Below are 18,502 nucleotides of genomic sequence, written 5' to 3'. Positions count from 1 at the left end.
CCCCCCCCCCTTTCCCGCCCCCCCCGCCGTGACCGCCTACCGCGACGCTGACGGCGAAGCCCAGGGTCTGCGAGGACGCACCGGCGCCGCCGCCGCCGCCGACGCTCTGGACGAGCATGCCATAGGCTTCCTTCCCGCTGGTCGACAGGGCCCCCAGATTGCTGGCCATGACCTGGCCGCCCTTGCCGCCAGTGCCGCCTGCGCCACCGGAGCCGAAGAAGGTCGAGCCGCCTTCGCCGCCGCTCGTCGTCGATGCGCCGGGCTTGATCCGGCCGAGCTGGAAGGCGCCGGTCGCATTGCCGCCGCCGACGCTCTGGGCGACCATGGCGGTCGCGCCCAGCCCATGGGTATCGATGGTTCCGTAATTGGCGACGATGACCTCGTCGCCGGCGCCGGCCATGCCGCCATCTCCGCCTCCGAAGACGCCTCCGCCGCCTCGTCCGCCGGTCCCTCCGAGCGATTGCGCGACGACGCCGAACGAGTACTCGCCCCGGGTCAGGATGCCACCCCACTGCGTGAGCTTGACGATCCCGCCCTTGCCGCCGGCGCCACCCGGCTGGCCGCCGCTGTGCTCCTGGTTGCCGCCGTGTCCACCGATGCTTTGGGCGAGGATGCCGGCCGAGCTGGAGCCATTGATCGTGATGGAGCCGCTGTTGGTCACTTCGACCAAGCCGCCGGCGCCACCGTTGCTGGTGTAGGCTTTCGAGAAGAAGGCGTTGCCGCGGGTAGAACCGGCCCCGCCCAGCGATTCCGCAATGATGCCCGTTGCGCTCGCGCCGCTGGTGACGATCGTGCTGGCCGTTCTGACGTCGATCGACACCCTGCCGCCGACGCCTCCTGTCAGATTCGTGACCTGATCCCTGGAAGTTCCGCCACCGCCGGCATCGCCGCCGAGCGAACGTGCCCATGCCCCGGCATAGTTCGATCCTTCGGTTTGGATCGAGCCGAGGAGGTCGAGTCGAACGGTTCCACCCGCCCCGCCTCGGCCCATCGCGGCGTTGCTGTCGCCGCCATTGCCGCCGTGCGAATAGAGCAGCAGCAGGCTCGTGCCCTTCGCTCCCGACCAGCGCGGATCCCTGTGGAACCAGGGATCGTTGAGCGTGCCGGGAAGCGGAGGCCCCTTCTGCTCGCCCAGGCCCGACAAGGAGCCGGTCTGCGTGACGAAGACTTCGCCACCCTTGCCGCCATGGCCGCCGTCGACATCGGTGAAGCCGGTCGAGGGACCGTCGCCGCCATAGCCGCCGGTCGATCCGATGAGGACCGCGCTGCCCTTGGTCGTTTCCTTGGACGAGGAAAGGGAGTTCTCCAGATATATCCCGGGCCCTGCCGCGCCGTCCGTGGCGTGGCGCTCCACGCCGAAGAAGCCCGCCCTCCCGGCCGTTCCGTTCGCGCCCCTGAGCATGCGCCGGTCGATCGAGGCCTGCTCGGGAGCCTGTTGTGCCAACGCTGGGTCTGTGGCCAGGAAGGGGAGGAAGGAGGCCCAGCTGACAGTGCAGAGGAGCTGCCTTGCGAAACTTGCCCGCCGGGCGGAGGGCTCTGCACGGAGGCTGGACTTCCGGCGCTCAATCTTCACAGTCTCTTCCCCCGCCCCAAACGACACCTGCGTCCTGGCGGTGATTTCGACGTAGCCCTCACGAAGGCGGGTCAAGTCTGACACGCACCCCCGATCATCTGGAAAACGAGCAGGCGCCTCTGGGTCGGCAGAGCATCGAATCACACGCACTTACAAAGATGATATTTTATTTCTTGATTGCGCATCGAGAAAATCTGTCGCTCACCTCAATAGATGCCCCGATGTTTCGAAATATCTTGATGTTACCCATCGATATTCCCTTGGTGTCGACCGTCTTGCTGGTCGCCTCCTTTTTGGGGCGCTGCCAATAAGCCGCTGCCAGGAATCCGCCGACAGCGGTCCTGCTTTCCGAGGTGGCGGTCGTCGAGCAGCGCAGGCTCAATGCACCGGGCCTACGTCATCAGATCGCGAGCGATCGCGCGGGAGTTACGAGGATCCGGAACGCAGGCTCTCGCTTCGCAGGAAGCGAATGAACTCCTCGACGAGCTCGGTCCGCTGGCTGTGTGAGGGAAGCAGCACGCCGAAATTATAAGGCACATCGGGCTCGAACCGGCGCCAGACGAGACCCCTGGAGCCAAAAGCGCGAGCGGTGAAGCGATCGGTGATCGTGACGCCGACACCGTTGGCGACCAGCTCGCAAGCTACGGCGGCGATGGGAGTGTCGACGCGAATGTCCGGTATGGAGCCGGCATCATCGAGAGCGCGCTGCAGCGGCAGATGAGCAAAGCTGTCCCGCCCCTTTCCGACGAAGGCCAAGCCGTGCAGGTCTCGTGGAGTGATCACCTCGCGCGCCGCAAGCGGATGGTTGGGCAGCATCACGCAAACCCCGATCGCCGGATCGAACAGCTCGATGTCGACGCCCGGCTTCTCCATCGGCAGCATCGCGAAGCCGATGTCGAACTGGCGGGTCGAGACCCAGGACGCGATCGTTTCGGAGCGCTGCACCTGAAGGGCGGCCGCCACGCCGCGGTGCTGCTTCAGGAAGCGAGCGAGCGCGGCCGGCAGAAACTGATGGGCGAGCGCCGGCATGCTGACGATCCTGAGCTGCTCGACGCGCTGCTCCTTGATCTGGGCAGCCCGCTCGGCGATGCGCTCCAGCCCGACGAAGCTGCGCTCGACCTCTTCGTGCAGGGCCAGTGCCTCCGCCGTGGGCCAGCTGCGTCCATCCGCCCGCGTGAACAGGGCAAAGCCCAGGCGTTCCTGCAGTTCCTTCAGCAGCCTCGAGATGGATGGCTGCGAGGTGCGCAGCAGGCGCGCCGCCTGCGTGAAGCTGCCGACATGCAGCACGGCGTTGAAGGCCTCCCAGTGCTTGTGGCCAATTTGCGTCAAATCAAAGCCCCCCGGGATCGAACGCCTCATACTCCGACGAAAAGATGCTCGGCGAGCCGCAGCGCTCGCCGAACGAAGAGTTGCGCCCATATCAAATCCGGATCGAGCGATCCATACTTCGTCAATTGACAGATACCCCTCCGACCGAAACCCTGATGGCAATCAGGACAAGAACGAGGGGTTGCTGGCATGAAGTCTCTGCATCACGGAATCTGTTCGATCGCGCTCGGATTGGCGCTGTCGGCCACGGGCTGGATGGCGCCCGGCGCTCTCGCGCAGGACACCATGTATGTCGCTGGCTATGGCGGCTCGTTCGAACGCCTGATGCGGGATTCGGTGATTCCGCCCTTCGAGAAAGCCAACAGCGTCAAGATCGAGTACGTCGCGGGTCAGTCGACGGCCACGCTCGCAAAACTGCAGGCTCAGCGCAGCAAGCAGGAGATCGATGTCGCGATCGTCGATGACGGTCCGATGTACCAGGCGGTGCAGTTCGGATTCTGCGCGCCGATCCAGAAGGCGCCGGTCCTCGAGGACATCTATCCGATCGCGAAATTGGCCGATCAGGCGATGGCGTTTGGCATCGGTGTCACGGCGCCGGTCTACAACACCAAGATCTTCAAGGAGAAGGGGCTTCCTGTCCCGACGTCCTGGGGCGACCTCGGCAACAGCGCCTACAAGGGCCAGCTTGCCCTCCTGGGTGCCGCCAGCACGACCGGCCTGCACGGGCTGATCATGGTCGCGCGCGCCAAGGGCGGCGGCGAGGCCAGCATCGACCCCGGATTCAAGGCCTTCAAGGATGAGATCCGCCCGAACATCGTGACCTTCGCTCCCTCCGCCCCGAAGCTGGAAGAACTCCTGCAGAGCGGCGAGATCGCGATGACGGTGGTCGCTCGCTCGCGCGCCGTTGCGCTGAAGAAGGAAGGGCTGCCGCTGCAGGCCGTCGAGCCCAAGGAAGGCGCCGCGGCGCTGATGGTGACGATGTGCCCCGTGGTCGACAGCGACATGCCCGCGCAGGCGCAGAAATTCATCCAGCACATGCTCTCGCCCGAAATCCAGAAGGTCTTCGCCAAGGCAGGCTATGGCCCGGTCAATCGCAAGACCGAGCTGACAGAGCAGGAGAAGGAAGGGCTCGCGGTCGGTGACGAAGCCGTGGGCAAGCTCGCCCGGATCGACTGGCCGACCGTCAATCAGAACCGCGCCGCCTGGACGCAGCGCTGGAATCGCGAAGTCGAACGCTGAGCAATCCTGAACCGGCCGGCCTTGCCCGGCCGGACACGTCCCGAACGGGTTTTCCAAGCAATGGCCAAAATCGTGCTCGAAGCGCTGACCAAGCGCTTCGCAAGCTTCACGGCGCTTTCCGGCATCGACCTGGCGATCGAGCCGGGCGAATTCGTCGGGCTTCTCGGGCCCTCCGGCTGCGGCAAGACCACGACGCTGAACATCGTTGCGGGCTTCGAGGAGCCCTCCAGCGGCCGAGTCCTCCTCGACGGCCGCGACCTCGCGGGCGTGCCGGCGAACCGGCGCGGCATGGGCATCGTCTTCCAGAGCTATGCGCTCTTCCCGCACATGACCGTGGCGGAGAACATCTCCTTCGGGCTGGAGATGCGCGGGATCGGCCGGGCCGAGCGCGACCAGGCAATCCGCCAGGCCCTCGACCTCGTGCATCTCTCGGCGATGAGCGAGCGCTATCCACGTCAGCTCTCGGGTGGCCAGCAGCAGCGCGTCGCGTTGGCACGGGCGCTCGCCATCGAACCCGCTCTGCTCCTGCTCGACGAACCCTTATCCAATCTTGACGCCAAGCTGCGCGAGGAAATGCAGGTCGAGATCCGCGCGATCCAGCGCCGCGTCGGCACCACGACGATCATGGTCACGCACGACCAGGCGGAAGCACTCGCGACCTGCGACAAGATCGCCGTGATGGATGCCGGCCGCATCGTCCAGCTCGCGGACCCGCTGACGCTCTATGATGCGCCCGCGAGCCGTTTCGCCGCGGCCTTCGTCGGGCGCTCCTCGCAGTTGCCGGCCACGGTGACCGCGGTGGATGGGTCGGTCGCGCGCCTGCGCATCGATGGTCTCGCGGCCGAGGTCGGAGGACGACTTCATTGCTCCGTGCCGGTGGGCGAAGCCGTGCTGATCGCGCTGCGGCCGGAAAAGGTTCAGCTCGGGTTCCCCGGTACGGGCGCGGTCGACGGCCGCCTGCAGTCGCGGGTCTTCCAGGGCAGCTCCTGGCTGTTTTCGATCCAGACCGAGCTCGGCAGCGTGCTGGTCTCCGAGCCGCATCGCGGAGCGCCCCGCTTCCGGGAAGGCGACACCGTCTCGATCGCCTGGACGCCGGAGGATGCGGCCGTGGTTCCGGAGGCGCCCCGTGTCTAGCCCGAAGCGCCGCGCGCCCTATCTGCTGAGCCTGCCGGCGCTGCTGGTCTTCGCAGCGCTGCTGGTGACGCCGCTCGCCATGATCGCGGGTCTGAGCTTCCAGGCCTTCGACCTGAACACCGGGCAGATCGGCGGCCTGACGCTCGGCAATTACGCCGACACACTGGGCGATCCCTACTACCACACGATCTTCCTGCGCACGGTCGGCATCGCGCTGGCGACAACGGCGATCTGCATCCTGATCGGCGCTCCGGAAGCCTATTTCCTGTCGCGCATGCGCGCGCCCTGGCGCTCGATCTTCCTGATCGTGACCTTGAGCCCGCTCTTGATCTCGGTGGTGGTCCGCACGCTGGGCTGGGCCCTGCTGTTCGGCCGCAACGGCGTGATCAACCAGGTCCTCGCCGCGCTCGGCCTCGCCTCGGGCCCGATCCCGATGCTCTACACCGTCCAGGGCGTCGTCATCGCGCTTGTCCATGTCGCGGTGCCGTTCATGGTGATCTCGGTCTGGGCCGCGCTGCAGCGCCTCGATCCCAAGGTGATCCGGGCCGCGAGCTCGCTCGGGGCGAGCGAGTTCACGATCTTCCGGCGCATCGTGCTGCCGCAGGTCATCCCCGGCATCCTGTCGGGCTCGCTGATCGTCTTCGCCCTTGCCGCCAGCGCCTTCGCGACGCCGGCGATCATCGGCGGGCGCCAGCTCAAGGTGGTGGCGACCGCGACCTATGACGAATTCCTCGGCACGCTGAACTGGCCGCTGGGAGCCGCCATCGCGATCGTCCTCTTGATCGTCAACGCCGCGATCATGCTCACCTACAACCGCATCGTCGAGCGGCGCTATCAGAGGTTTGCGCAATGAGCCGCAACGGAGCCTTCGCCGTCGCGTTCCACACGCTGTTCGTCGCATTCATGCTGGCGCCGCTGGTGGTGGTGATGTGGATGTCGCTGACGCCCTCGAACCTTTTGTCGCTGCCGACGACCTCGTTCTCGCTGCGCTGGTTCTGGGCGATCCTGCGCCACAGCCAGTTCATCGACGCCTTCTGGTTCAGCATCCTGCTCGGCGCCCTCTCGGCGAGCCTGGCGATGGTGCTGGCCGTGCCCGCAGCACTCGCTTTGGCGCGCTACCGCTTTCCGGGTCGGGACGGCTTCGTCGCGCTCTTCCTGTCGCCGCTGATCATCCCGCATGTCGTGCTCGGCGTCGCCTTCCTGCGCTTCTTCACCCAGATCGGCACGACCGGGACCTTCATCGGGCTGCTCGGCGCGCATGTGCTGGTGATCTTCCCCTATGGGCTGCGGCTGGTGCTGGCGGCGCTGACGACGAGCGACCCGGCGATCGAGCGGGCCGCGATCTCGCTCGGCGCCTCGCAATGGACGGTGTTCCGGCGCGTGCTCTTCCCGCTGATGATCCCCGGCGTCGCCGGCGGCTGGGTCATCTCCTTCATCCAGAGCTTCGACGAGGTGACGATGACCGTGTTCGTCACGACCCCGTCCTCGATGACGCTGCCGGTGCGCATGTACCACTACATCGAGGAATCGATCGATCCGCTGGTGGCGTCGGTCTCGACCGTCGTCATCCTCCTGACCTTCCTGCTCATGGCCATTGTGGACCGCATCTACGGGCTTGACCGCATCCTGGTCGGCAAGGGCTGAACGCCCGGCCGGCACATCCTGATCTTCCGAGGATTGGACAATGAAAGCGATCGTTGTTGGGGCCGGCGTCGTCGGCTCATCGGTGGCCTATCGCCTGGCTCAGGCTGGGGCCGAGGTCACCGTCATCGAGGCGAGGCGGCCTGGAGGCGGCACCTCGAGCGTGACCTATGCCTGGGTCAACGCGTGCGAGAAGCTGACCTCGGAGGCCTATTTCCGGCTGAACTTCGCCGGCCGCCAGGCTCATGAGGACATCCTCGCCGAATTTCCCGGCGCGGGCTGGTACCATCGACCGGGCGTGCTGCAATGGCAGGATGCGGAAGCCGAAGCCGGCGGCCGCGACGGCACCGATCCGCTCGCCAAGCTGCAGCAGCTGGTCGCCTGGGGCTATCCGGCCGAAGTCCTCAGCCTCGACGACGTCCGCAGGCTCGAGCCGCAGATCAACCCCGACGCGATCGGCAACGCTCCGGTCATCCACTATCCCCAGGATGGTTGGCTCGACCCGGTGCCGTATTCCGGCGCCCTGGTCGCAGCCGCTGTGGAGCGGCATGGCGCGACATTCGTCGAAGGCCGCGTCGAGCGCCTGGTGCTGGCCGGCGAGCGCTGCAGCGGCGTCGTGCTGGGCGACGGCCGGACGATCGAGGCCGATGTCGTGGTGAACTGCGCCGGTCGCTGGCTCAACGACCTCGTCCAGACCCCGCAGCATCGCGTTCCGCTAGTGCCGACGCTGGGTATCGTCGCCTACACGCCGCCGGCCGGCACGTCGCTCAGGAGTGCGCTGCGCACGCCACTGGTCAATATGCGCCCCGATGGGGGCGGGCGCTTCCTGCTGCGCTCGAACGAGCTCGACCGGCTGCTGACAACCGATGAAGGCGCGCTGCCGTCCCACCCGCAGGCGCAAGAGCTGATGCGCCGCGCCATCACGACCGTTCCGGCGCTGAAGAATGTCGAGGTCGAGGCGGTCCGGATCGCGACGCGGCCGATCCCGAAGGACTCCTATTCCGCCGTCGGCCCGGTGCCCGGCCTCTCCGGCTACTATGCCGTGGTCACCCACAGCGGTGTCACGCTCGGCGCTTTCCTCGGTGAGGTCGTCGCCGACGAACTCGTCCATGGACGTGAGTGCGACGAGCTCGCCGAATTCCGCCCCAGCCGCTTCTTCAACTGAGGACGATCCGATGCGTGTCGCCATCATGGGCGCGGGCGCCGCCGCCTTCGCCGCCGCCGCCTTTCTCGCCGAGAACGGGCATGACGCCGTGCTCTGGTCGCCTTCGGGCAAGAGCACGGAGGCGCTCGCCGCCGGCGCCCCGCTCGTCAGCGAAGGCAAGATCACGGGGGAGTTCCGGCCCGGCGTAGCGCAGAGCTGTGAGGCTGCGCTTCACGGCGCCGACGCCGTTGTGATCGCCCTGCCGGCGAACGGGCACAAGCACGTCATGGACGCGATGGCGCCGCTGCTGTCGCCGGGACAGCCGGTCATCATCTCCTCGCACGCCTCGCTCGGCGCCTTTTACCTCTCGCGTTTGCTGGCCGCGCGCGGCGTGGAGGTGCCGATCATCGCGCTCAGCACCACGATCCTGCGCTCGCGGCGAACCGGGCCGAACACGGTCAAGATCGCGACCATCCGCAGCAAGGTGGACATCGCCACCCTGCCGCGGCGGCTCGCCCAGGACGGCCTCGACCTCTGCCGAAAGCTCTTCGGCGATCGCTTCCGCGCCGTAGACGGCTTGCTCGCGGTGTCGCTGAGCAACGTTAATCCGCAGAGCCACATGGCGCTGGCGTTGGCCAACTTCACCCGGATGGAGAAGGGCGAAGCCTGGGGGCAGAGCGAGAACCTGACCATGGCGGTCGGCCGCCTGCTCGAAGCCATCGATGCCGAGCGGCTCGCCCTGGCGGCAGCGTTCGGCCTGACCGTCCGGACGATGCGCGAGCACTATTCGCTGACCTATGGCGTGCCGGACGCCCCGCTTGGCGAGACCTCCCGGATGCTGGCGGAAACCCAGCCGACGACGCTGGGGCCGGCAACCATCGACACCCGCTATACGCTCGAGGATGTCCCGTTCGGGCTGCTGCCGCTGGCCGAACTCGGGCGCCTCGCCGGCGTGGCGATGCCGTTGCATCAGGCGGGCCTTGCGATCTTCTCGGCGCTCTACGGGCGCGATTTCGCTGAGGACAACGACATTCTGCCCGAGCTCACGAGAACCGGGCTTTCACGCGACCAGTTGCTGGCCTGAGCGCCCTGACGATTGGGACGCCATAACGACGAAGGTTGGCGAGCTTCGCTTCTGACGAGCCTCCGCCTCCGGGCTGCCGTTGACGTTGGCCGCAGACCAGCAATCCTCACCGCCAGTGTCTCGAGCTGACGTTCAAGTAGAGCTTCAGCGGCCGGCACACAGCGCCCTCACCGGACCTCGGGGGGCTTTGGGGAAGGTGCCGACGGAGCCGGAGCGATAAGTCTCCGTCGGTACCTTGTCCCGAGGTTTCCTTTCTCGGCACCGTCAGCCAATGCCTCGGCCTCTGCGAGGCGCCTTCGCCGCCGGTCACACCACCGTCGTGCGCAGCGTGCCGATGCCCTCGACATAACCTTCCATCACGTCGCCGCGCACGATCGCGCCGACGCCGGACGGCGTGCCGGACATGATCAGGTCGCCGGCTTGGAGCTCGAACAGACCGGAGAGGTAGGAGATCATCTCCGGCACCTTCCAGATCATGTGGTTGAGGTCGCCCTGTTGGCGGATCTCGCCGTTGACCTTGAGCCAGACCGCCCCATTCTCGGGATGCCCGATCGTGCTCGCCGGAACGATCTCGCCCATCGGCGCCGAATGCTCGAAGGCCTTGCCGATCTCCCACGGCCTTGCCGCCTTCTTGCATTCGTCCTGCAGGTCGCGGCGGGTCATGTCGAGCCCGACGGCATAGCCGTAGACATGGTCGAGAGCGCTTTCGACGGGGATGTCCTTGCCGCCCTTGGCGAGGGCGACGACCATCTCGATCTCGTGGTGGACGTTGCTGCTGCGCGGCGGATAGGGGAAGTCGCCACCATCGAGGACGACGTTGTCGGGGTTCTTCTGGAAGAAGAAGGGCGCCTCGCGGTTCGGATCGCCGCCCATCTCGATCGTGTGGGCGGCATAGTTGCGGCCGACGCAATAGATGCGATGCACCGGGAAGCGGCTTTGCGTCCCGCGCACCGGGAGCGTGACCGGCGCCGGGGCCGTGACGACATGGTTCTGAGGCGTGGCGATGTTCATCTTGCGGCGTCCTTCGTTGGCAAGAGGATGGGTCAGCGCGAGGCGGCGTAATAGGCGAACCGACGTTCGAGCCCGGCCAGCAATTCGTTGAGGGTGAAGGCGAAGCTGAAGAGCACGAGCAGCAGCGCCCAGAAGTGCTCCATCAGGAAGTGCGACTGGTAGATTTCGAACAGCGTCCCGAAACCGACGACCGAAACGAGCAATTGGCCGATGACCACGCCCTTGACCGCGCGGATCATGCCGAGCCGGGTGCCGGCCAGGATCTCCGGCAGCGCCGCCCAGACATAGATGCGGCTGAAGGCCTGCCAGCGGCTGGCGCCGAAGCTGCGCGCCATCTCGATCAGCGAGGGCGAGATGGCGCGGATGCCGGCGCGGGTGTTGAGGACGATGATCCACATCGAGAACAGCACCACGGTCAGCACGATCGTCGTCTCGCCCAGGCCGAACAGCACCATGATCACCGGAACCAGTGCGCTGAGCGGCGCGGAGAGGAAGAGGTTGACCCAGGGCAGGAGCAGCCGGTCGGCGATGACGGAGCGGCCCAGCAGAATCCCGAGCGGGACGCCGATGCCGATCGCGATGATGTTGCCGAACAGGAAGGCGCGGCCGGTGATCACGAGCGCGTCGAGGAACGAAGCGGTCGGCACGATCTCGACGACGCGCCAGACGATGCTGGACAGCGGCGGCAGGATGAAGCCGGCATCGGTATGGCCGACGATCTCCCAGATCACGGCCCAGACGATCAGCGACGTCATCAAGGGCAGGCGGATGCCGGAAATGACCATGCTGCCCCCTAATCGAGATAGTGCTTGAGCTGCTGCCAGATCTCCTCGACGACATCGAGGTAGGCGCTGTCGCGCCTGATCTTGTCGGGGTCGCCGTCGCGGCTGATCTTCGGCTCGATCACCGCCGAGACGCGGCTTGGCCGGCGCGAAAGCAGCGCAATCCGGTCGGAGACGTAGACCGCTTCCTCGATGCTGTGCGTCACGAAGATGAACGACTTGCCTTCGTTGGCGACAAGCTCGAGCAGCTCCTCCTGGAACTTGCGGCGTGTCTGCTCGTCGACGGCCGAGAACGGCTCGTCCATCAGCACGACCTTGGCATCGACCGCGAGGGCGCGGGCAAGGCCGACGCGCTGCCGCATGCCGCCGGAGAGCTCGTGCGGATACTTGTGCTCGAAACCCTTGAGGCCGACGCGCGCGATGTGGCGTTCGGCGATCGCCTCGCGCTCGCTATGGGCGACGCCGCGCAGTTCGAGCCCGAAGGCGACGTTGCGCATGACACTCGCCCAGGGCATCAGCGCGAAATCCTGGAAGACGAAGGCCCGCTCGGGGCCGGGCCCCTTGACCTCGCGCCCGTCGACGAAGACCTGGCCGCCAGTGGCCGGGATCAGGCCGGCGATGATCTTGAGCAGCGTGGTCTTGCCGCAGCCGGACGGCCCGAGCAGCGTCGTCAGCCGGCCCTCGGGAAAGTCCAGCGATATCCCACTGAGCGCTTCGATGCCGCCCGGATAGGTCTTGGAGACGCTCTTGACCTCGACGATCGGCCGCGTGGCGAGAGCGGGGGGAGGGAGCTCGGCCATGTGCCGCGCTGTGGCGTCTGCGACGTTCGGGGTCATGCGCGTCCCTCCGGCCGGAACAGGGTGACCTCGATCCGTTCCAGCAATTCGATGAACAGGACCGAGAAGGCGATGATGGCGAGAATGGCCGCGTACATTTTCGGATAGTCGGCGACCGACTGGCTGTAGGAGATCACGTCGCCGATGCCGGTCGGCGTGATCAGCAGTTCGGCGAGGATGATGCCGATGAAGGCGGCGGCGCAGCCAAGCCGCAGGCCAGCGAAGATCATCGGGCTCGCGGCCGGCAGGATGATGAGCCGGATGCTCTGGCTGCGGGTGGCGAGGAAGGAACGGCCCATTTCCAGCAGCGATTTCGGGGTGTTGCGGACCGCGCCGAGCGTATTCAGCACGATGACCGGCATCGCCATGATGCAGACGGTCATGATCTTGGCGGTGAGGCCGATGCCGTAGGCGAAGGTCAGGATCGGGATGAGCGCGGCCAGGGGGGCGGCCTGCGCGATGATGAAGAGCGGCGCGATCAGCCATTCCGAAGGCTCGTGCAGGCCCATCAGCACGCCAAGCGCGACGCCGAGCAGCACCGAGACGGCGAGGCCGATGGCGAGGGGGTAGAGCGTGATCAGGAAGGCCTTGAGGAGAGACCCGTCGGCGATGATCGCACCGAGCCCGCCCAGCGTTTCAAGAAAGGTCGGGAAGGCCGGGCTGAGCGGAATCCGGCCGGCATACTCCCAGAGCGCGAATGCCGCCGTGAAGGAAAGCAGACGCAGGACGAGCGGGTGGATCAGGATGTCGCGCCAGCGCCGGGCCGGAGTGTCGCGAAGGCGAGGGAGAGCGGTAGCAAGGTCGGAAATCTGCAAGGGAGGTCACTCCGCTTGAGGCCGCAGCTTGGTCGCATGCCGGATCGTGAGGACCCGGCATGCCGGTTGGCCGGTGAAGGCGAGGGGCGCTAGCCGCCGAGCGACTTGCGTGCCCGCTCGAGCGGCGCGAGATACCAGAAATCCTCGACCTTCAGTTCCGCCGCCGGCCCCTGCATCTGGCCTGCCTCGGTGTAGAACTCGAAATCGGCCTTCGCGATCTCGGCGTTGCCGCCGGCCGGCGCATAGACGCCTTCCTTGGTCGCCATCGTGTAGAATTTCGTGATGCCCTCGAGCACCTCCTTCGGCTGGTCGGCCATCAGCTTGCGCCTGGCTCGCTCCTGCTCGATCACAGCCGGATTGGCCGCCATCTCCTGCCAGAGCCGCAGGAATTCGGTGACGATGACGTCGACCTGTTGCTCGTTCTTCTTGATCCACTCGATCTGCCCGAACAGGGTCTCGTCGGAGGCGGGGGCGCTGACGCCGGGAAGGACATGGAAGCGGTCGCCGGCCTTCTCGAGCAGCATGTTCTTGTTGGCGAGATCGACGACGGTGGCCTTGATCTGCCCCTTCATCATTCCGATGATCCGGTTCTCGGACCCCGGCACATAGCTGCGCTCGCCGAACTGGATGCCCTCGCGCTTGGCGATGATGTTGCCGATCGCCTCCGTGCCCGTCGCGCGGGCATGGAAGGTGATCGGCTGGCCGTTCATGTCCTTCCAGGTCTTGTAGGACTTGTCGGCGACCGGGAAGAAGACGAGCCGGGTGCCCTGGAACAGCACGCGCAGCGGCGCCTTGCTCTTCTGGACGACGGCGTACGGCGTGCCGATGCCGAGATCGGCCTGGCCGTTGATCACGGCCTGGATGGCGAGATCCTCCTTCGAGAAATGCGTCACCTGATAGTCGACGCCCTTCTCCTTGGAGCGTTCGAGCGCGATCACCATGGCGAGCGTTTCGGTCGATAGGACGTCTCCCAGCGCCACGCGAACCTTGCTCTGTGCCTGCGCTGCCGGGCTGCCGCCCAGAAGGACGACGGTGGCCGCGATGGCGGCGGCGAACACGGTGGACAGCCTGCTTCCCAAGGGCTTCATGGTCTGACTCCTCCCAGAGTTCTGTTTGGTTTTTTTGAGCGATCTGGTCGCAACCAATTTTCTTTTGGGCAGTGTCAAATGGTAATTTGATCCTGTCAAGGCCGTGTTTTGGCCTAAAGAGAGCCGATATCGGCGAGCATGTGATGGGTTTGGCGAACCAATTGGCAAGATGGTTGCGTTGACGGAAAATCCGTGGGATCAAGGGGCATCACTCGCCGCCGGTTACGCATGATGGATCAGAAAGTCGCCGCTCCCACCGATGCTGCCCTCTCGGGGGTGCTGACCCAGCTCTACGGGTTTCTGGCGGCTGCCCGGCTGCCCGATGACGGGCGCCTGCCGCCGGAGCGGGAGCTCGCCGAACTTCTCGGCGTCAAGCGCACCGAATTGCGCAAAGGGCTGGCTGCGCTCGAGCGCGAGGGGCAGCTCTGGCGCCATGTCGGCAAGGGTACTTTCGTCGGGCCAAGGCCGCCGCAACTGGCGGACATCTCGGATCTCGCGCAGCGCTGCAATCCGATCCAGGTGATGAAGGCGCGCATAGCTCTCGAGCCGGAGCTGGCACGCCTTGCCGCGGTCAACGCGACTGCGGCTGAAATCGGAACGCTGGCAGAACTGAACGCGGCCTGCCGCGCCTCCGCGACTTGGCGGGAATACGAGGCCTATGACGCGCGTTTCCACCACGAGATCGCCGAGGCTGCGCACAACCCGATCCTGCTCGCGCTTTTCGAAACGCTGAACGCAGTGCGTCGCGCCGTTACCTGGGGGCGGCCTCGACCGAGCCTGAGCAGCCCACCCGCCGACCACCACAGCTTCGACGACCATGCCCGGATCGTCGACGCCATCGCCCACCGCGAACCCGCAGCGGCGGCCGAGGCGGTGAGGCGCCACCTGCAGAATGTGGAGGACCGGCTGATCGGGCGTTCGCCCTGAGGCCTGGCTTCAGCAGGAGCCTTCTCAATTCAGCGGAAGGCCTGCGCTGTTAGCCGGTGCATCTGCTTGGCGCGCGAGTACGCCGCGCCTCGCCCGATCTCGCTTCGCGTCGTCCTGTCGCCGAGGATTGCCACGAGGTCCTCCTTCGTGGCGCGATGCTTAAGTCAGGCGCAGATCGGCTTCGGCGGCTGCGGAGCGACGCTCTCGAGAGCGGGCTCAGATGATCTTGTCGACGATCTTGTCGACGAAGGCGGGAACGCTGTCCTGGAAGTTGTGCATGGAGCGGCCACCGACCTGATCGGCGTCCATGAACATCCCGACTCCCTTTGCAGCGTAGTGGATGCCCGTCTTCACCCCCGAGGCCACGAGATCCACAGCGCCCGTGATCAGCCCGCCGCCGCTGACGGCGTCGAGGACATCGTCGCTCAGCGGCGCGCCGCGCTCGGAGACGTGGGAGGAGGCGATGTTGAAACCGGTGGTCATGACGATGTCCTTCGTTCGATGCTGGAAGCCGATCCCGGGACACTCCGTCCGCTTCCTGATGAAACGAGGTTAGGTCGTGCCAGCTGACATGAACCTTACAGACGGAACTCGTCCGATCTTTCTTGGCCCGGAGGCTCAATCATCGGCTCAGAGTCCAAAGCCCGTGTACGACAGGGGCACGCCGGGTGCTGACGGCTCCGACTCGATATCTGAGCTTTCGGCGGAGACGGCTTTTGGTCGGGAACCGATCTCGCCTGAAAGCCGCTGTCCGCTTTCGGGCGAAGCGCCAAGGTCGGCTTGTCGCTCACTGCCGGTGGATTGACCTGGGTGACCGGCCTTGCTCAATTCGCTCGGGCTCGCGCGAATCTGAGCAGGCATGGCCTTCGGCGTCTTCATTCATCGGCACGATTCGATCTATCGGGACAGTCCGGCCGAACATTATCAGTTCCCGCGTCAGTATCTCGGCCGCGTCCAGGCCTGCGTCGGCGACTGGATCATCTATTACGAGCCGCGCAAGGTGGCCGGCACGCGTGGCTACTTTGCAGTGGCCAAGGTCCAGCAGGTGATCGCCGATCAGGGCGCGCCGGACATGTACATCGCCATCATCGAGCCCGGCAGCTATCTCGACTTCGCCAATCCGGTTCCCTTCACGGATGCTCAGGGCGTGATCGAGCGCGGCGTACTGAATGAGGACGGGCGCATCTCTGGACGCGCTCAGGCGGCGGTCCGACCGCTCTCACCAGCCGACTTTCACCGTATCACCAGCCTCGGCTTGGACGACGAGGCTCCGCTGTTGCCGCGCGTTGATGCGGGTGCGGCATCGAACGGCTTCGCGGAAGAACAGGCGCCGTTTGTGTTCGAGCAGGATCGCGAGCGGGCGACATTCTTGGCCTCCCGGATCGTCCGCGACCGTGTCTTTCGCCGCGTCGTTCTGCGCGCTTACGACGAACGCTGCGCGATCACCGGCCTGAAGCTCATCAACGGCGGCGGCCGGGCGGAAGTCGATGCGGCTCACATCCGTCCCGTCGAGAGGAAAGGGCCTGACATCGTCAGCAACGGAATCGCGTTGTCAGGCACCGCGCACTGGATGTTCGATCGCGGTCTGATCAGCCTGTCTGACGATCTCGACATCCTGATCTCCCGGCAGGCGAACGACCCCGATGGAATACGCAGCTTCATAAACAGGACAGGGCGAGCACTACCGCCTGTGCGAGCTCACGACCGTCCGCACCCGCATTTCCTGCGGTGGCACCGAGAGAATTGCTTCAAGCAGTGAGGGTGGCGGGAGCGCGCCCAGGCGACCTGTGTGCGCCTGAGCCGTGCTTGCAACCGCAGGTAACCACGGGCTTTCGGAACTGTTCAGAATTGGTGCCGAGCCGCCCAGGCCAGAAAAGCAAAAAGCGCCGGGAAACCCGACGCTTGCATGCTTCTCTTAACTTGAGATTGTCTGGAGCGGGCGAAGGGATTCGAACCCTCGACCCCAACCTTGGCAAGCGATTTATCCTTCAGTTCCAATATCTTGAGAGCATTCACGGCTGGCGTTTCTGACGGCAGCGCTGCGCCTGAGTTCAAATTGAACGGGTACGCCAAACTCGTAGGCTTTCGCCGATCTCGAAGACCCGCGAACCGCTCAAACTGCAACCGCCGTGTAACCCTGCCGATTATCGCTCGATTTCCCATCCAATTGTGGCGAGGCGCCCCGCATGTTTCCGTTCTCAGAGAGATCAACGCAGTTGAAGGAAACACGCTGTGGAATCCCAAGAAAGCGAGAAGCTGATCACCCTGAAACAAGCATCCGAAGTGCTCGGACTGCCTCTCTTCAAATTTTACCGAGCAGCCAAGGCGAGACAAATTCCGACCTGCACGCTCTTCAACTCACGAAAGTACGTCAAACTCCGTGAGATTAGCGAAATTATCGAGAAGAGCAGGACATCGCTAGAGGCCTGAGCGAGTCGGTGGACTTCTTTCGGGTCTGTGGTCTCGCGAAAACTAGATTGAGACGCCACCCTGACAGCGATTCGTCTGCTGTCATTGGGTGCCGACATGCCTTCCCACCTGACCCGCCGCCAGCTCTATGACATGATCTGGTCCCACGAGATGACGCAGGTTGTCGCGCATCTGGGCATCTCTGAATGGCAAATTCGACAGATCTGCGAGAGTCACCGCGTACCCTTGCCGACGGCCGCGTTCTGGCGGGATAGGGCCGCCGGCCGACGGGCCAAGCAGGCGATCTTCACGTCGACAATGAATGCGGCGCTGGAGTTGATCACATACAACCCGACCAGCCCGTCGGAACCGCTCGCAGCTATCGAAGCGCCGCCTGCTGCCGTAGCGAAGCCGGCTACCCCAAAACGCGCGCCTACCGCCCGAAGCCCGGTCATCCCGGTCGAATGGTGTGAGGTTGAAAGGCCGCACCAGCTTTTGGCTGCAACTGCGAAGGCTCTGCGCTCAGCGAAACCCGATCAGCATGGGATTGTCGTGGTTGGCGCTGAACAGATACCGGCAATGTCGCTCGCGCAGGCTTCCGTCGAGCGGGCAGTTTTTATTCTGGACGGCCTGTTCCAGCGCCTGATCGCGCAAGACATCACCGGCACCCTGTCTCGTCAGCACTTTCAAATTTCCCGTGGCGAGGATCACGTGGAGTTCAAGTTCTCAGAAAAAATCGCACAGCGAGAGCACGAACCGACCCTATCGGAACTTCAGGCCGAAGCTCGTCGCATACGAAACGGCGGCAGCAATTCCGACTGGTATTGGAGCAAGGCCTATCCGCAGTTCGACTTGGTTCCGACGGGTATTTTGAGATTGTCCATCATTTCGTACGGCGGCATGGGTCGTCGCAAAAATTGGCAGGACGGAAAGCGCAACTCCCTCGAAACACAGGTCGCCGGCATAGCAGAGGTGATTGCGGACTGGCTTGAAGGCGAGCGGCAGTCACGGCTTGAGCGGGAACGCCAATCGCGGCTTTGGCGCCGAGCCGATGAAAACCGGCAACTGGCCGCTGCTCGCAAAAGGCGAGAAGATGAACGCGACGCCCTCATAGTGGAGATTGTTCAACTTCAGGCCAAGGCCCGCGACCTCAGCGCTTGGATCGACTGGGCCGCGCCGATCGACGATCCGGAAACGAAACGCATGCTGGAGTGGGCTCGCAAGCGCCTTGCGTCTATCGAGCGCGCCGTAAACCCGGCAAGATTCGGCGATTGGATACGGGAGAAGAAGCTATTCCCCGAAGTCGATCCGTTCGCGCCGCTGCCGAGTGATCCGGACCTCGAAACGGGCACTTAAGCGTCGCTGGCATACTGCCGTCATATGTCCGTGACGTCCCAGGCGTGCATACCCGCATACTCCGCATGCGGCAGCTACGCGGGCGCATGCACGCGGGACGCTCGACTCCTACCCTTTCTCATCCCGCAGCCCTC

16 protein-coding genes and 1 pseudogene are annotated in these 18,502 nt (G+C 65.2%); 9 read left to right on the top strand and 8 right to left on the bottom strand.

Features of this window, described 5'->3' with window-relative positions; genetic code table 11:
- A pseudogene (locus tag RKE40_RS24400) lies at positions 1–1,444 on the bottom strand (autotransporter outer membrane beta-barrel domain-containing protein); the annotation flags it as partial.
- Positions 1,445–1,999: 555 nt separating this feature from the next.
- Positions 2,000–3,064 carry a LysR substrate-binding domain-containing protein gene (locus tag RKE40_RS24395; RefSeq protein ID WP_316020794.1) on the bottom strand — a complete coding sequence of 355 codons (1,065 nt, stop codon included), beginning with the start codon at positions 3,062–3,064 and terminating at the stop codon, positions 2,000–2,002.
- 27 nt (positions 3,065–3,091) lie between these two features.
- Here RKE40_RS24395 and RKE40_RS24390 point away from each other — a divergent pair, with 27 nt between their 5' ends.
- The 6 genes from RKE40_RS24390 to RKE40_RS24365 are packed head-to-tail and all read left to right on the top strand — an operon-like array spanning position 3,092 to position 9,144.
- Positions 3,092–4,141: an ABC transporter substrate-binding protein gene (locus RKE40_RS24390; RefSeq protein ID WP_316020793.1), complete on the top strand. Its 1,050-nt coding sequence runs from the start codon at positions 3,092–3,094 to the stop codon at positions 4,139–4,141.
- Positions 4,142–4,201: 60 nt separating this feature from the next.
- On the top strand, positions 4,202–5,275 hold the full coding sequence (locus RKE40_RS24385; protein WP_316020792.1) for an ABC transporter ATP-binding protein: 1,074 nt from the start codon (positions 4,202–4,204) through the stop codon (positions 5,273–5,275).
- Complete coding sequence (locus RKE40_RS24380) at positions 5,268–6,128, top strand: ABC transporter permease (RefSeq protein WP_316020791.1); 861 nt, start codon at positions 5,268–5,270, stop codon at positions 6,126–6,128. Before RKE40_RS24385 ends, RKE40_RS24380 begins: the two co-directional genes overlap by 8 nt.
- Positions 6,125–6,919, top strand: a complete 795-nt coding sequence (locus tag RKE40_RS24375) for an ABC transporter permease (protein WP_316020790.1) — start codon at positions 6,125–6,127, stop codon at positions 6,917–6,919. The genes RKE40_RS24380 and RKE40_RS24375 overlap by 4 nt, the downstream gene beginning before the upstream one ends.
- A 40-nt stretch (positions 6,920–6,959) precedes the next feature.
- The gene (locus tag RKE40_RS24370; protein WP_316020789.1) at positions 6,960–8,081 is read left to right on the top strand and encodes an NAD(P)/FAD-dependent oxidoreductase; all 1,122 of its coding nucleotides are present in this window, start codon (positions 6,960–6,962) and stop codon (positions 8,079–8,081) included.
- Positions 8,082–8,091: 10 nt separating this feature from the next.
- Positions 8,092–9,144, top strand: a complete 1,053-nt coding sequence (locus RKE40_RS24365) for an NAD/NADP-dependent octopine/nopaline dehydrogenase family protein (protein WP_316020788.1) — start codon at positions 8,092–8,094, stop codon at positions 9,142–9,144.
- A gap of 306 nt (positions 9,145–9,450) precedes the next feature.
- On the opposite strand, the gene RKE40_RS24360 is transcribed toward RKE40_RS24365, so the two are convergent.
- The 5 genes from RKE40_RS24360 to RKE40_RS24340 form a co-directional block, all read right to left on the bottom strand.
- Positions 9,451–10,155: a fumarylacetoacetate hydrolase family protein gene (locus RKE40_RS24360; protein ID WP_316020787.1), complete on the bottom strand. Its 705-nt coding sequence runs from the start codon at positions 10,153–10,155 to the stop codon at positions 9,451–9,453.
- A 32-nt stretch (positions 10,156–10,187) separates the two neighbouring features.
- Complete coding sequence (locus RKE40_RS24355; protein WP_316020786.1) at positions 10,188–10,940, bottom strand: ABC transporter permease; 753 nt, start codon at positions 10,938–10,940, stop codon at positions 10,188–10,190.
- An 8-nt stretch (positions 10,941–10,948) separates the two neighbouring features.
- A complete protein-coding gene (locus RKE40_RS24350; RefSeq protein ID WP_316020796.1) occupies positions 10,949–11,737 on the bottom strand; it encodes an ABC transporter ATP-binding protein in 789 nt (262 codons plus the stop codon).
- A gap of 32 nt (positions 11,738–11,769) precedes the next feature.
- Positions 11,770–12,588, bottom strand: a complete 819-nt coding sequence (locus RKE40_RS24345; protein WP_316020785.1) for an ABC transporter permease — start codon at positions 12,586–12,588, stop codon at positions 11,770–11,772.
- Between the two features lie 89 nt (positions 12,589–12,677).
- The gene (locus RKE40_RS24340) at positions 12,678–13,676 is read right to left on the bottom strand and encodes an ABC transporter substrate-binding protein (protein WP_316020784.1); all 999 of its coding nucleotides are present in this window, start codon (positions 13,674–13,676) and stop codon (positions 12,678–12,680) included.
- 231 nt (positions 13,677–13,907) lie between these two features.
- On the opposite strand from RKE40_RS24340, the gene RKE40_RS24335 reads away from it, so the two are divergent.
- Positions 13,908–14,603 (top strand): FadR/GntR family transcriptional regulator, encoded by a 696-nt coding sequence (locus RKE40_RS24335; RefSeq protein WP_316020783.1) that lies wholly within the window; start codon positions 13,908–13,910, stop codon positions 14,601–14,603.
- Positions 14,604–14,819: 216 nt separating this feature from the next.
- Here the strand turns inward: RKE40_RS24335 and RKE40_RS24330 are convergent, their stop codons facing one another.
- The gene (locus RKE40_RS24330; RefSeq protein ID WP_316020782.1) at positions 14,820–15,086 is read right to left on the bottom strand and encodes a hypothetical protein; all 267 of its coding nucleotides are present in this window, start codon (positions 15,084–15,086) and stop codon (positions 14,820–14,822) included.
- 376 nt (positions 15,087–15,462) lie between these two features.
- Between RKE40_RS24330 and RKE40_RS24325 the strand changes: the two genes are divergently transcribed.
- On the top strand, positions 15,463–16,362 hold the full coding sequence (locus tag RKE40_RS24325) for an HNH endonuclease (protein WP_316020781.1): 900 nt from the start codon (positions 15,463–15,465) through the stop codon (positions 16,360–16,362).
- 767 nt (positions 16,363–17,129) lie between these two features.
- Positions 17,130–18,368 (top strand): hypothetical protein, encoded by a 1,239-nt coding sequence (locus RKE40_RS24320; RefSeq protein ID WP_316020780.1) that lies wholly within the window; start codon positions 17,130–17,132, stop codon positions 18,366–18,368.
- Positions 18,369–18,502 lie beyond the last annotated feature (134 nt).

Origin of the sequence: Allobosea rubneri, from assembly GCF_032464875.1 — a bacterium.
Taxonomy (GTDB): Bacteria; Pseudomonadota; Alphaproteobacteria; order Rhizobiales; family Beijerinckiaceae; genus Allobosea; species Allobosea rubneri.
Note: the sequence above shows the minus strand (reverse complement) of the source record. Positions and strands in the feature narration are given on the sequence as shown.